The sequence below is a fragment of the Serratia sp. CY56464 genome, assembly GCF_052168435.1.
Taxonomy (GTDB): Bacteria; Pseudomonadota; Gammaproteobacteria; order Enterobacterales; family Enterobacteriaceae; genus Serratia; species Serratia marcescens.
In genome coordinates, this window is sequence record NZ_JBJNMV010000004.1 from 200,305 (window position 1) to 213,649 (window position 13,345).

13 protein-coding genes are annotated in these 13,345 nt (G+C 60.5%); 9 read left to right on the plus strand and 4 right to left on the minus strand.

Translation table 11 applies throughout. The annotated features are described in order from the left end of the window. Positions 1-213: 213 nt before the first annotated feature. Positions 214-2,766: a class I adenylate cyclase gene (locus tag ACJ8KE_RS19000; protein WP_004934235.1), complete on the plus strand. Its 2,553-nt coding sequence runs from the start codon at positions 214-216 to the stop codon at positions 2,764-2,766. A gap of 36 nt (positions 2,767-2,802) precedes the next feature. Here the strand turns inward: ACJ8KE_RS19000 and cyaY are convergent, their stop codons facing one another. Beyond that, on the minus strand, positions 2,803-3,123 hold the full coding sequence (cyaY, locus tag ACJ8KE_RS19005; RefSeq protein ID WP_004934237.1) for an iron donor protein CyaY: 321 nt from the start codon (positions 3,121-3,123) through the stop codon (positions 2,803-2,805). Between the two features lie 78 nt (positions 3,124-3,201). On the opposite strand from cyaY, the gene lptM reads away from it, so the two are divergent. The 6 genes from lptM to uvrD all read left to right on the plus strand — a co-directional run bounded on the left by lptM (position 3,202) and on the right by uvrD (position 8,879). Next, positions 3,202-3,408 (plus strand): LPS translocon maturation chaperone LptM, encoded by a 207-nt coding sequence (lptM, locus tag ACJ8KE_RS19010; RefSeq protein WP_116403984.1) that lies wholly within the window; start codon positions 3,202-3,204, stop codon positions 3,406-3,408. Positions 3,409-3,479: 71 nt separating this feature from the next. Next, a complete protein-coding gene (gene dapF / locus ACJ8KE_RS19015) occupies positions 3,480-4,304 on the plus strand; it encodes a diaminopimelate epimerase (protein ID WP_004934244.1) in 825 nt (274 codons plus the stop codon). Further along, complete coding sequence (locus tag ACJ8KE_RS19020) at positions 4,301-5,014, plus strand: DUF484 domain-containing protein (RefSeq protein WP_004934247.1); 714 nt, start codon at positions 4,301-4,303, stop codon at positions 5,012-5,014. Before dapF ends, ACJ8KE_RS19020 begins: the two co-directional genes overlap by 4 nt. Next, a complete protein-coding gene (xerC, locus tag ACJ8KE_RS19025; protein ID WP_016929495.1) occupies positions 5,011-5,922 on the plus strand; it encodes a tyrosine recombinase XerC in 912 nt (303 codons plus the stop codon). Before ACJ8KE_RS19020 ends, xerC begins: the two co-directional genes overlap by 4 nt. Beyond that, on the plus strand, positions 5,922-6,638 hold the full coding sequence (yigB, locus tag ACJ8KE_RS19030) for a 5-amino-6-(5-phospho-D-ribitylamino)uracil phosphatase YigB (protein ID WP_016929494.1): 717 nt from the start codon (positions 5,922-5,924) through the stop codon (positions 6,636-6,638). The genes xerC and yigB overlap by 1 nt, the downstream gene beginning before the upstream one ends. A 78-nt stretch (positions 6,639-6,716) precedes the next feature. Beyond that, positions 6,717-8,879, plus strand: a complete 2,163-nt coding sequence (gene uvrD, locus ACJ8KE_RS19035) for a DNA helicase II (protein WP_025304874.1) — start codon at positions 6,717-6,719, stop codon at positions 8,877-8,879. 46 nt (positions 8,880-8,925) lie between these two features. Here uvrD and ACJ8KE_RS19040 read toward each other — a convergent pair whose 3' ends face one another. Next, positions 8,926-9,399, minus strand: a complete 474-nt coding sequence (locus ACJ8KE_RS19040; RefSeq protein WP_016929492.1) for a WbuC family cupin fold metalloprotein — start codon at positions 9,397-9,399, stop codon at positions 8,926-8,928. A 444-nt stretch (positions 9,400-9,843) separates the two neighbouring features. Here ACJ8KE_RS19040 and corA point away from each other — a divergent pair, with 444 nt between their 5' ends. Beyond that, positions 9,844-10,794, plus strand: coding sequence for a magnesium/cobalt transporter CorA (corA, locus tag ACJ8KE_RS19045; RefSeq protein WP_004934262.1), 951 nt, complete (start codon positions 9,844-9,846; stop codon positions 10,792-10,794). Positions 10,795-10,810: 16 nt separating this feature from the next. On the opposite strand, the gene rarD is transcribed toward corA, so the two are convergent. Continuing rightward, positions 10,811-11,698: an EamA family transporter RarD gene (gene rarD / locus ACJ8KE_RS19050; protein ID WP_442517341.1), complete on the minus strand. Its 888-nt coding sequence runs from the start codon at positions 11,696-11,698 to the stop codon at positions 10,811-10,813. 66 nt (positions 11,699-11,764) lie between these two features. Then, positions 11,765-12,235 (minus strand): thioesterase family protein, encoded by a 471-nt coding sequence (locus ACJ8KE_RS19055; RefSeq protein ID WP_016929489.1) that lies wholly within the window; start codon positions 12,233-12,235, stop codon positions 11,765-11,767. A gap of 203 nt (positions 12,236-12,438) precedes the next feature. Between ACJ8KE_RS19055 and pldA the strand changes: the two genes are divergently transcribed. Further along, positions 12,439-13,317, plus strand: coding sequence for a phospholipase A (gene pldA, locus ACJ8KE_RS19060; RefSeq protein ID WP_016929488.1), 879 nt, complete (start codon positions 12,439-12,441; stop codon positions 13,315-13,317). Positions 13,318-13,345 lie beyond the last annotated feature (28 nt).

A 13,345-nucleotide genomic window follows, 5' to 3' on the forward strand; every position in this document is an offset into this window, starting at 1 on the left:
CGTGTGATGTGCTTTGGGGCAGTTAACACTGCGGGTAAATCGTTTAGGGAAGCGCTACAATAATTGTGAAGCGTTACCTCCTTTACGGTCAATCAGCAAGGTGTTAAATTGATCACGTTTCCAGCAATAAGTCGCCAAATATTCTTCTTACACTAACGGCGCTTATGGAATACGGGTTTTTTTCTAAACACCGGGATAATCAGGCGAGACGTCTTGTACCTCTACATCGAGACATTGAAGCAGAGACTGGATGCGATCAATCAGCTACGCGTCGATCGCGCCCTGGCGGCTATGAAGCCCGCGTTTCAACGGGTATACAGTCTGCTGCCCACCTTACTGCACCACCACCACCCGCTGATGCCGGGTTACCTGAACGGTAACGTTCCCCACGGCATTTGCCTCTACACGCCTGATGAAACTCAACAAGAATATCTGAACGATTTAGAAGACAAATGGGGCAGCCCGTTTGACAAACCGGCCAGCGGCGAGCTGCCGATCACCGGCGTCTACTCGATGGGCAGCACCTCGTCTATCGGCCAAAGCTGCAGCTCGGATCTCGACATCTGGGTCTGCCACCAGTCCTGGCTGGACAACGAAGAACGCACCCGCCTGCAGCAAAAATGCAGCCTGCTTGAGAAGTGGGCCGCCTCGATGGGGGTGGAAGTCAGCTTCTTCCTGATCGATGAAAACCGTTTCCGCCATAATGAAAGCGGCAGCCTGGGCGGCGAAGATTGCGGCTCGACGCAGCACATCCTGTTGCTCGACGAATTCTATCGCACCGCGGTGCGCCTGGCCGGCAAACGCATCCTGTGGAACATGGTGCCGGGCGAAGAAGAAGCGCACTACGATGAATACGTGCTGTCGCTGTACGCGCAGGGCGCGCTGACGCCGAACGAGTGGCTGGATCTCGGCGGCCTGAGTTCGCTGTCGGCGGAAGAGTACTTTGGCGCCAGCCTGTGGCAACTGTATAAGAGCATCGATTCGCCTTACAAGGCGGTGCTGAAGACCCTGCTGCTGGAAGCCTATTCCTGGGAATACCCCAATACCCAACTGCTGGCGACGGACATCAAACACCGGCTGCATCAGGGCGAGATCGTCAGCTTCGGGCTCGACGCCTACTGCATGATGCTTGAGCGCGTGACCCGCTACCTGACCGACATCAACGACACCACCCGCCTCGATCTGGCCCGCCGCTGTTTTTACCTGAAAGTATGTGAAAAGCTGTCGCTGGCCAAGGCCTGCGTCGGCTGGCGGCGCGAGATCCTCAGCCAGCTGGTCAGCGAGTGGGGCTGGAGCGAAGAGCGTCTGGCGATGCTGGACAACCGCGCCAACTGGAAAATCGAGCGGGTGCGCGAAGCGCATAACGAACTGCTCGACGCGATGATGCAGAGCTACCGCAACCTGATCCGTTTCGCTCGCCGCAACAACCTCAGCGTCAGCGCCAGCCCGCAGGATATCGGCGTGCTGACCCGCAAACTGTATGCGGCGTTCGAAGCGCTGCCCGGCAAGGTGACGCTGGTGAACCCGCAGATTTCACCGGACCTGTCGGAAAACGATTTAACCTTTATTCACGTGCCGGTTGGCCGCGCCAACCGCACCGGCTGGTACCTGTACAATCAGGCGCCGGCCATGGATTCGATCGTCAGCCATCAGCCGCTGGAATATAACCGCTACCTGAACAAGCTGGTGGCCTGGGCCTATTTCAACGGCCTGCTGACGCCGCAGACCCGCCTGCACATCAAGAGCGGCAACCTGTGCGACACCGCCAAGCTGCAGGAGCTGGTGGCCGACGTTTCCCATCACTTCCCGCTGCGCCTGCCGGCGCCGACGCCGAAAGCGTTGTACAGCCCGTGCGAGATTCGCCATCTGGCGATCATCGTCAATCTGGAAAACGATCCGACCGCCGCCTTCCGCAATCAGGTGGTGCACTTCGATTTCCGCAAGCTGGACGTGTTCAGCTTCGGCCAGCAGCAGCAGTGTCTGGTGGGCAGCATCGATCTGCTGTACCGCAACTCCTGGAACGAGGTGCGCACCCTGCATTTCAGCGGTGAGCAGTCGGTGCTGGAAGCGCTGAAAACCATTCTCGGCAAAATGCATCAGGACGCCGCGCCGCCGGAATCGGTGGAAGTGTTCTGCTACAGCCAGCACCTGCGCGGCCTGATCCGCACCCGTATCCAGCAACTGGTGTCGGAGTGCATCGAGCTGCGCCTGTCCAGTACCCGTTTGGAACCCGGCCGCTTCAAGGCGGTGCGCGTCGCCGGGCAGACCTGGGGGCTGTTCTTCGAGCGCTTGAGCGTATCGGTGCAAAAGCTGGAGAATGCGGTGGAGTTTTACGGCGCCATCTCCAACAACAAGCTGCATGGCCTGTCTATCAAGGTGGAAACCGATCAGGTGCATCTGCCGCCGGTGGTGGATGGCTTCGCCAGCGAGGGGATCATCCAGTTCTTCTTCGAAGACACCTCAGACGACAAGGGCTTCAACATCTATATTCTGGATGAGTCGAATCGGGTTGAGGTGTATCACCACTGCGAGGGCAGTAAAGAGGAGCTGGTGCGCGACGTTAGCCGCTTCTATTCCTCGTCGCACGATCGCTTCACTTACGGCTCCAGCTTCATCAACTTCAATCTGCCGCAGTTCTATCAGATTGTGCAGCTCGACGGGCGCACGCAGGTGATCCCGTTCCGCAGCAACGTGCTGTCCAGCCTGTGCGTGACGGTGGCCGACGGCGCCGCTCAGCCGCTGAAGCAGCAGTTCCAGCTGCATTGACGCCGCAAGGGCTCGGTTGCCGAGCCCTGCTTAGCTTCAGGAAAAATGCAGTTCCTCGCCGGCCTGCGCGCTGGCCGCTTCGCTGAGCAGCTGATAAAACGGCTGCCCGCTGCGATCGCATAGCCAAACGCCGTCGCGGTAGTTGAAGTGGTAACCGCCGGCCTTGGTGGCGAGCCACACCTGGTGCAGCGGCTCCTGGCGGTTGATGACGATTTTGGTGCCGTTTTCGAAGCTCAGCGTCATCACGCCGCCATTGGTTTCGTAATCGATGTCCGCATCGCCGTCAAAATCGTCCAGTGTCTCTTCAATATTCAGCATCAGCTGGTCGGCCAACTGGTGAAACTCGCTGTCGTTCATATTCAATTCCTATTGCTTTTCATGATCCACCTGCGATTATAGAGACCTTGGACGCATGAATTACAGGCATTAATGCAAATGAAAAAACAACTACGCTATGCGCTGATGGCAGTTCTGGTTACCGGCCTCGCCGGCTGTGGTCTGAAAGGCCCGCTTTACTTCCCGCCTGCCGATCCCGCCAGCCAGAAACCGGCCAAGCCGCCGGTGCAAACGGGCGATCAGGTGCAAAAGAACCAGCAGGAGCAGTCTGGCTCTCAGCAAAAACCGTCGATGGTTGCCCAGTAACACCCTGTTTGCGGTGGCGAGCGCCGCCGTAAAATCAAGACGGATAGCGCGTCCAGATAGCGGAGTATGATATGCAGTTCTCCAAAATGCACGGTCTGGGCAACGACTTTATGGTGGTCGATGCCGTTACACAGAATGTCTATTTTTCACCTGAGCTGATCCGCCGGCTGGCCGATCGGCACCTGGGCGTCGGCTTTGACCAGATGCTGGTGGTAGAACCGCCTTACGATCCCGAACTGGATTTTCACTACCGAATTTTTAACGCCGACGGCAGCGAAGTGGCGCAGTGCGGCAATGGCGCGCGTTGCTTCGCGCGTTTCGTGCGGCTGAAAGGGCTGACCAACAAACGTGACATCCGCGTCAGCACCCAAACCGGGCGCATGGTGCTCAGCGTCACCGACGACGATCTGGTGTGCGTCAACATGGGTGAGCCGAATTTCGACCCGCAGGCGGTGCCGTTCCGCGCCGCCAAGGCTGAAAAGACCTACATCATGCGCGCGGCGGAACATACCGTGTTGTGCGGCGTGGTGTCGATGGGCAACCCGCATTGTGTTTTGCAGGTGGACGACGTAAAAACCGCCAAGGTGGAGCTGCTCGGGCCGGTGCTGGAAGGGCATGAACGCTTCCCGGAACGGGCCAACATCGGCTTTATGCAGGTGGTCAGCCGCGATCACATCAAGCTGCGCGTTTATGAGCGCGGCGCCGGTGAAACGCAGGCCTGCGGCAGCGGCGCCTGTGCGGCGGTGGCGGTGGGGATCCAACAGGAATTGCTGTCAGAAGAAGTGCATGTAGAACTGCCGGGCGGCAGCCTGCATATTCGCTGGAAAGGGCCGGGCAACCCGCTGTTTATGACCGGTCCGGCAACCCATGTCTATGACGGATTTATTCATCTATGAAAAGCGTAGAAGAACAGAGCGTCGCCGGCCTGGCGCTGGATGACGACACCGTGATGCAGTACCTGCTGCAGAACCCGGATTTCTTTATTCGCAACGCGCGCCAGGTTGAGCAGATGCGCGTGCCGCACCCGGTGCGCGGCACCGTTTCGCTGGTGGAATGGCATCTGGCCCGCCAGCGCAATCACATCGAACGGCTGGAAGAAGAGATCACGCTGCTGATGGAGCAGGCCAGCGCTAACGAAGGGCTGTTCGCCCGGTTGCTGCACCTGCAGGCCGATTTGGCCACCGCCGACAGCTTGCAGGACATGCTCAACCGGCTGCAGCGCTGGGCGCGCGGCTTCGGTTTGGCCGGCGCCACGGTGCGCCTGTTCGCCGAGCGCTGGAATATCGGCGCGCCTTCCGATTTCACCCATCTGGCGCTGACGCGTTCGGCGTTCGAGCCGTTCCGCATCCAGCGGCTGGGCAGCGAACAACACTACCTCGGCGGCCTGAACGGCCCCGAACTGCTGCTGCTGTTGCCGCAGGCCAAACAGATCGGCCAGATTGGTTCGGTGGCGCTGTCGATGCTGGGCGATGACGGCGAGCTGGGCATGGTGATCTTCAGCAGCCGCGATACGCAACACTATCAGCAGGGCATGGGCACGGTGATGCTCAATCAACTGGCGCGCATGCTGCCGGAACTGCTGGAACGCTGGATCGAACGCGCATGACGCCGATTGCGCCCAGCCTGCAGCAGCCGGTGGACGCTTTTCTGCGTTATCTCAAGGTAGAACGGCAACTTAGCCCACTGACGCAGCTCAGCTATTCACGCCAGCTGGCGGCGCTGATGCGCCTGGCGCAGGAGATCGGCGTCACCGACTGGGCGGCGCTGGACGCCGCCCGGGTGCGCATGCTGGCGGCGCGCAGCAAACGCGCCGGCCTGCAGTCCGCCAGCCTGGCGCTGCGGCTCTCTTCGTTGCGCAGTTTCCTCGACTGGCTGGTCAGCCAGGGCGTGCTGCACGCCAACCCGGCCAAAGGCATCCGCACGCCGCGCAGCGGTCGCCATCTGCCGAAAAATATCGACGTCGATGAAATGAACCAGCTGCTGGAGATCGATCTCAACGATCCGCTGGCGGTGCGGGATCGCGCCATGCTGGAGGTGATGTACGGCGCCGGCCTGCGTCTCTCCGAGCTGGTGGGGCTGGATTGCCGCCATGTCGATATGGCGGCCGGCGAGGTGTGGGTGATGGGGAAAGGCAGCAAAGAGCGTAAACTGCCGATCGGGCGCACTGCCGTCACCTGGCTGGAACACTGGCTGGCGATGCGCGATCTGTTCGGGCCGGAAGATGACGCGATGTTCCTGTCCAATCAGGGGCGGCGCATCTCGACGCGCAACGTGCAAAAGCGCTTCGCCGAATGGGGCGTGAAACAGGGCGTCAACAGCCATATTCACCCGCACAAACTGCGTCACTCCTTCGCGACCCACATGCTGGAGTCGAGCGGCGATCTGCGTGCGGTGCAGGAGCTGCTCGGCCACGCCAACCTGACCACCACGCAAATTTATACCCACCTCGACTTTCAACATCTGGCGAACGTGTACGATGCCGCGCATCCGCGCGCCAAACGGGGGAAATCCTGATGCATTTTTATCGCCCGCTGCGCCCGCTGGCGGCGCTGACTTTCGATCTGGACGACACGCTGTATGACAACCGTCCGGTGATCCGGCAAACCGAGCAGCAGTCGGTGGCCTTCCTGCAGAGCTACCATCCCGGCCTGAACAGCTTCCAGTCGGCGGATTTCCACCGCTTGCGCCAGGAGCTGCGCGAGCAGGATCCGGAGATCTACCACGACGTCACCCAGTGGCGCTGGCGCGCCATTCATCTGGCGCTGAGCCGGCAGGGGCTGCGCGACGCCGAAGCGGCGATCGGGGCCGATGCGGCGATGCAAAACTTCGCGCTGTGGCGCAGCCGCATCGAGGTGCCGGAAGCGACCCACGCCACGCTGAAGGCTCTGGCCGCGCGCTACCCGCTGGTGGCGATCACCAACGGCAACGCCGATCCGGCGCAGTGCGGCCTGGACGGCTACTTCCAGTTCGTGTTGCGTTCCGGGCCGGACGGGCGCGCCAAGCCATACCAAGACATGTATCACCTGGCCGTCGAACGGCTGGGCGTGGCGCCCGAGCAGATCCTGCACGTGGGCGACGATCTGACTACCGACGTCGCCGGCGCGCTGCGCGCGGGGCTGCAGGCGTGTTGGATCAACGATCGGCAACGCTGCCTGATGCAGGCCGCCGACAGCCGCCTGCTGCCGCATATTGAGATTTCGCAGTTGGCATCGCTGACAGCATTGTTATAATCCCTGCCAGAACTCTGTATAAATTTCCAGTGAAAAACCCGTCACCGGCGGGTTTTCCCTTAACCATTAGTGGTGCCTATGGACGTCTCCGATCTGCTCGACAGCCTGAATGAAAAACAACGTGAAGCCGTGGCGGCGCCGCGCAGCAACCTGTTGGTTCTGGCAGGAGCGGGCAGCGGCAAGACGCGGGTGCTGGTGCATCGCATCGCCTGGCTGCTGTCGGTGGAGAACTGCTCGCCGTATTCGATCATGGCGGTGACCTTCACCAACAAGGCGGCGGCGGAAATGCGTCACCGTATCGAACATCTGATCGGCACCAGCCAAGGCGGCATGTGGATCGGCACCTTCCATGGCCTGGCGCATCGTCTGTTGCGCGCCCACCACCTGGAGGCCAACCTGCCGCAGGATTTCCAGATCCTCGACAGCGACGACCAACTGCGGCTGCTCAAGCGCATCATCAAGGCGCTGAACGTCGACGAGAAGCAGTGGCCGCCGCGTCAGGCGATGTGGTACATCAACGGCAAGAAAGATGAGGGCCTGCGCCCGCAGCACGTCGAAACCTACAACAACCCGGTGGAGGCCACTTGGCTGCGCATCTACCAGGCCTATCAGGAAGCCTGCGATCGCGCGGGGCTGGTGGATTTCGCCGAGCTGCTGCTGCGCGCGCACGAGCTGTGGCTGAACAAGCCGCATATCCTCAACCACTACCGCGAGCGTTTCACCAACGTGCTGGTGGACGAATTCCAGGATACCAACAGCATCCAGTACGCCTGGATCCGTCTGCTGGCGGGCGGCAACAGCAACGTGATGATCGTCGGCGACGATGACCAGTCGATCTACGGCTGGCGCGGCGCGCAGGTGGAAAACATCCAGCGCTTCCTGAAGGATTTCCCCGGCGCGGAAACCATCCGCCTGGAGCAGAACTACCGTTCCACCAGCAACATCCTGAAAGCGGCCAACACCCTGATCGCCAACAACGACGGGCGCATGGGCAAAAACCTGTGGACCGAAGGCGGCGAAGGCGAGCCGATTTCCCTCTACTGCGCCTTCAACGAACTCGACGAAGCGCGCTTCGTGGTCAACCGCATCAAGACCTGGCAAGACAACGGCGGCGCGCTGAACGACTGCGCCATCTTGTACCGCAGCAACGCCCAGTCGCGCGTGCTGGAAGAGGCGCTGCTGCAGACGGCGATGCCGTACCGCATCTACGGCGGCCAACGCTTCTTCGAACGTCAGGAAATCAAGGATGCGCTGGCTTACCTGCGCCTGATCTCCAACCGCAACGACGACGCGGCCTTCGAGCGCGTGGTCAACACCCCGACGCGCGGCATCGGCGACCGCACCCTCGACGTGGTGCGCCAGGCGGCGCGCGATCGCCAACTGACGTTGTGGCAGGCGACGCGCGAACTGATGCAGGACAAGGTTCTGGCCGGCCGCGCCGCGTCGGCGCTGCAGCGCTTCATCGAGCTGGTGGAGTCGCTGGCTCATGAAACCGCCGATATGCCGCTGCACGTGCAGACCGACCGGGTGATCCGCGATTCCGGGTTGTTCATCATGTATGAGCAGGAAAAGGGCGAAAAGGGGCAGGCGCGTATCGAAAACCTTGAGGAACTGGTGACGGCGACGCGCCAGTTCAGCTATCAGGAAGAAGATCAGGATCTGATGCCGCTGCAGGCGTTCCTGTCGCATGCGGCGCTGGAAGCGGGCGAAGGCCAGGCCGACGCCTATCAGGATGCGGTGCAGCTGATGACCCTGCACTCGGCCAAAGGGCTGGAGTTCCCGCTGGTGTTTATCGTCGGCATGGAAGAAGGCATGTTCCCGAGCCAGATGTCGCTGGATGAAGGCGGCCGTCTGGAGGAGGAGCGCCGTCTGGCCTATGTGGGCGTAACGCGCGCCATGCAGAAGCTGACGCTGACCTACGCCGAAACGCGCCGTCTGTACGGCAAAGAGGTTTACCATCGGCCGTCGCGCTTTATCGGCGAACTGCCGGAGGAGTGCGTGGAAGAAGTGCGCCTGCGCGCCAGCGTATCGCGGCCGGTCAATCACCGCCGCATGGGCACGCCGATCAGCGAGAACGACACCGGATACAAGCTGGGTCAGCGCGTGCGCCATCCCAAGTTTGGCGAAGGCACCATCGTCAATCTGGAAGGCAGCGGCGAGCACAGCCGGCTGCAGATCGCCTTCCCGGGCGAAGGCATCAAGTGGCTGGTGGCGGCCTACGCTCGGCTGGAAACGGTATAAGAGAGGGGCGATTTGCAGGAGTTTAAGCCCCTGCAATCGTTCATCATCAGTGAGGGTAGCGATCGCCGACCTGCGCGGTGGCATACCAGCGCATCACCGCTTCGGTGCCTTCGCCGCCTTCCTGCGGCGCCCACGGCATGCAGTCTTCTTCGGTCAGCGCCTGATACGGACCCCGCTTCACTTCGAACACCACGCCGCCGGCATCGACCGACAGCACCGCATGCCAGGTAAATGCCGGCATCTCCAGCACTTTGGTTTCTTCGCCGAGCAGGGTGCGCTGCGTCACGACGCCGTCATCGTTGAACTGCAGCACGACAAAACGGCCGCGCAGCGGCGTCAGCAGCTCCCAGGTTTGCGGGTGGCGGTGCGGGCGGATATAGGTGCCGGGTTCCATGGCGATCGCCAGGCGTTGCACCGGGTCGCTCAGCTCTTCGTGTAAGGTGCGGTGCGCGCGCAGGCGGGGCACGCTGGCGGCCTGTTCGCTCATCGCGGTCAGTTCATGGGCGGTAATCTGTTTCATCGTTTAAATCCGCATGCTTGTCGTACCATTAGGGTGATGTCATCTTAGCAACATTCTTGGTGGCGGTAAGCGATCGCCGCGACTTTTTCAGTACGGTTTAAGCGCCATTTCTGCCATTGATCATCGTGATGATTTGTTGCGCAATTATCCCACCTAACGTGTTGACAGGCTTTTTCTTCTCGGCGTAACATGCGCGCACTATTATCATTGAGGACAGACGCCTTGGACACACCCAGTAGATACTGGCTCACTGACCTGCGCCGCAGGTATAACTTCTAAGGCTCTCCGTTTTTGCTGATAGCCTTCGTGGTTGTCGGCGACCCCGCAAAGCGTCGCTATGAGTCAGATCTCTTCATGGTCTGAAACAATCGGTGATACGCATCCCCTCTGTTTCTGTGCTTCAACGCGTTGTCCGCACCCGTTACCTTCACGGAGTTTTGGCACATGCTGAGCGCTTTTAAATTAGATAACCGCCGCTTGTCCCGTCTGGAACTGGACGACTCGGATGATCTCACGTCATCGCTGTGGGTTGATCTGGTCGAGCCGGAAGAGGGCGAGCGTGAGCGCGTGCAGAATGAGCTGGGACAAAGCCTGGCGACGCGTCCCGAACTGGACGACATCGAAGCCTCCGCCCGTTTCTTCGAAGACGAAGACGGTCTGCATATCCACTCCTTCTTCTACTTCGAAGATGCGGAAGATCACGCCGGCAACTCCACGGTGGCCTTCACCATCCGCGACGGCCGCCTGTATACCCTGCGTGAGCGTGAACTGCCGGCGTTTCGCCTGTACCGCATGCGCGCCCGCAACCAGACCATGCTCGAAGGCAACGCCTACGAACTGCTGCTGGATTTGTTCGAAACCAAGATTGAACAGCTGGCGGACGAGATAGAGAACATCTACAGCGATCTGGAACAGCTCAGCCGGGTGATCATGGAAGGGCATCAGGGCGACGAATACGACGCCGCGCTGTCGACGCTGGCGGAGCTGGAAGATATCGGCTGGAAGGTGCGTTTGTGTCTGATGGATACCCAGCGCGCGCTCAACTTCCTGGTGCGCAAGGCGCGTTTGCCGACCGGCCAACTGGAGCAGGCGCGTGAAGTGCTGCGCGACATCGAATCCCTGCTGCCGCACAACGAATCGCTGTTCCAGAAGGTGAACTTCCTGATGCAGGCGGCGATGGGCTTCATCAATATCGAACAGAACCGCATCATCAAGATCTTCTCGGTGGTGTCGGTGGTGTTCCTGCCGCCTACGCTGGTGGCCTCCAGCTACGGCATGAACTTTGAATTCATGCCGGAACTGAAATGGTCGTTCGGCTACCCGGGCGCCATCACCTTGATGATCCTGGCGGGCCTGGCCCCTTACCTGTACTTCAAGCGCAAGAACTGGCTGTAACCCGGCGGCGCCGGGCTCAGCGCAGCTTGCGCTGGGTATAGAGCGCGTCGAGGGTGAACAGGATCAGCGCCGTCCAGATAAAGCCGAAGGTCACCAGCTTGTCCTGGCCGATGGTCTCGCCGTAGAAGGTGACCGCCAGCAGGAACATCAGCGTCGGGCCGAGATACTGGAAGAAACCGAGCGTCGACAGGCGCAGCCGGGTAGCCGCCGCGGTGAAGCACAGCAGCGGCACGGTGGTGACGATGCCGGCGGCGACCAGCAGCAGATTCAGCGACCACGGGTTGGCGCTCAGGTGGCTGGTGGGGCTATCGGCGAACAGGAACAGGTAGCCCGCCGCCACCGGCAGCAGCCACAGCGTTTCAATCAGCATGCCGGTCTGCGCGTCGATGGCGATTTTTTTGCGCAGCAGGCCGTAGAAGGCGAAGCTGAACGCCAACCCCAGACCGATGATCGGCAACGAACCGAACTGCCAGAGCTGCACCAGCACCCCGGTGAACGCCAGCGCCACCGCCACCCACTGCATGCGGCGGAAACGTTCGCCGAGAAACAGCATCCCCAGCAGCACGTTAACCAGCGGGTTGATGAAGTAGCCCAGGCTGGCTTCCAGCATATGGTGATTGTTCACCGCCCAGATGAACAGCAGCCAGTTGCCGCCGATCAACAGCGCGGTGACCGCCAGCAACAGCAGCCGTTTGCGGTTTTGGCAGGCGGCGCGCACTTTCGGCCAGTTTCGGCCCAGCGTGATCAGCGCCAGCATGAAGAAAAACGACCAGATGATCCGGTGGGTGAGGATCTCGTCCGCGGACACTTGCTGGATCAGTTTGAAATAGGCCGGGGCGATGCCCCACATAAAATAGGCGGCCAGGGCGAAGAAAATGCCCTGACGCGTTTGCTTTGCGTCCATGACGTCACTCTGGTGGGGAACGTAAGATGCGGTGAGTGTACTGAAGTCGCTCACCGCACACAATCATCAGCCGACCAGATAGGTGGCGGTGGCGGTCGCGATATGCAGGCCGTCGTGGTTATGCAGTTCTACGCGCGCGACGGCGACCTTGTTGCCGCTGCGCAGCACGCTGGCGGAGGCGACGAAGTGTTCGCCGCGGCCGGGGCGCAGATAGTCGACGCGCAGATCGATGGTGCCCATGCGCGACAGTTTGGCGGCGATCTCTTCTTCGATCAGCGGTTCCAGGCGCGTCAGCACGCCGCCGGCGCAAGCCAGCCCGGCGGCGACGTCCAGCACCGCGGCGATCACGCCGCCGTGCAGAATTTCCTGTGCGGCGTTGCCCACCAGCTTGCGCTGGTTTGTGAAGCTCAGTTCGACGTAGTCATCGTCGAAGCGGCGCAGCTCCAGGCCAAGCTCGCGGTTGAACGGCATGTGGTAGACAAAAATTTCGCCGATCTTGCGGCGGGCGGCTTCCAGGGTCAGTGGTGTGGTCGACATAGCGGGTTTCCGTTTTTCTTTTGCGTTTTAAGGGAGCTAACTGGTCAGTCCAGGTTAATGGAATGTTGATTTTATGCTTAACCTTTGTTGCTTTCCAGACTATTCCAATAAAACCGGACCGCGCTGCGGTAAAGCCTCCTTTGTGTGTAAAATGGCCTGATTTTTTCCGGGCTTGCCCTTTTTCGTTGGAGTGAGGAGAGGTTATGCGCATTTTGTCAGGGATCGTTTCCGCCACACTGCTGATGCCGGCGCTGGCATTGGCTGAGGAAGCCAAAGAGCAGCAGATTCACGATAGGCCGGCGGTGCGCGGCAGCATTATCGCCAACCTGCTGCAGGAGCACGATAATCCGTTCACGCTGTATCCTTACGATCCCAATTACCTGTTGTACACCGACACCAGCGATATCAACAAAGAAGCCATCAAGACGTACAACTGGGCCGACAAGGCGCGCAAGGACGAGGTGAAATACCAGCTTAGCCTGGCGTTTCCGCTGTGGCGGGGCATTGCCGGCGACAATTCGGTGCTCGGCGCGTCTTATACTCAGCGCTCCTGGTGGCAATTGTCCAACCGCGGCGAGTCTTCGCCGTTCCGCGAGACCAACTACGAGCCGCAACTGTTCGTGGGGTGGGCGACCGATTACCGCTTTGCCGGTTGGACGCTGCGCGATGTTGAAATCGGCGTTAACCATCAGTCTAACGGCCGCTCGGACCCGACGTCGCGCAGCTGGAATCGCGGTTATGCGCGGCTGATGGCGCAAAACGGCAATTGGCAGGTGGATCTCAAGCCCTGGTTCCGTTTCTCGGAGAGCTCGAGCAACGACGACAACCCGGACATCACCAAATACATGGGATACTACCGGTTGAAGGTCGGTTACGCCTGGGGCGACAGCGTGTTCAGCGTCGACAGCCACTACAACTGGAACAGCGGCTACGGCGGCGCGGAACTGGGCTGGAGCTACCCGATCACCCGCAACGTGCGATTCTATACCCAGGTGTTCAGCGGCTACGGCGAATCGCTGATCGACTACAACTTCCGGCAGACACGGGTGGGCGTTGGTGTCATGCTGAACGATATTATGTAATCATACCCGGTGGGTGTGTACCGATGAA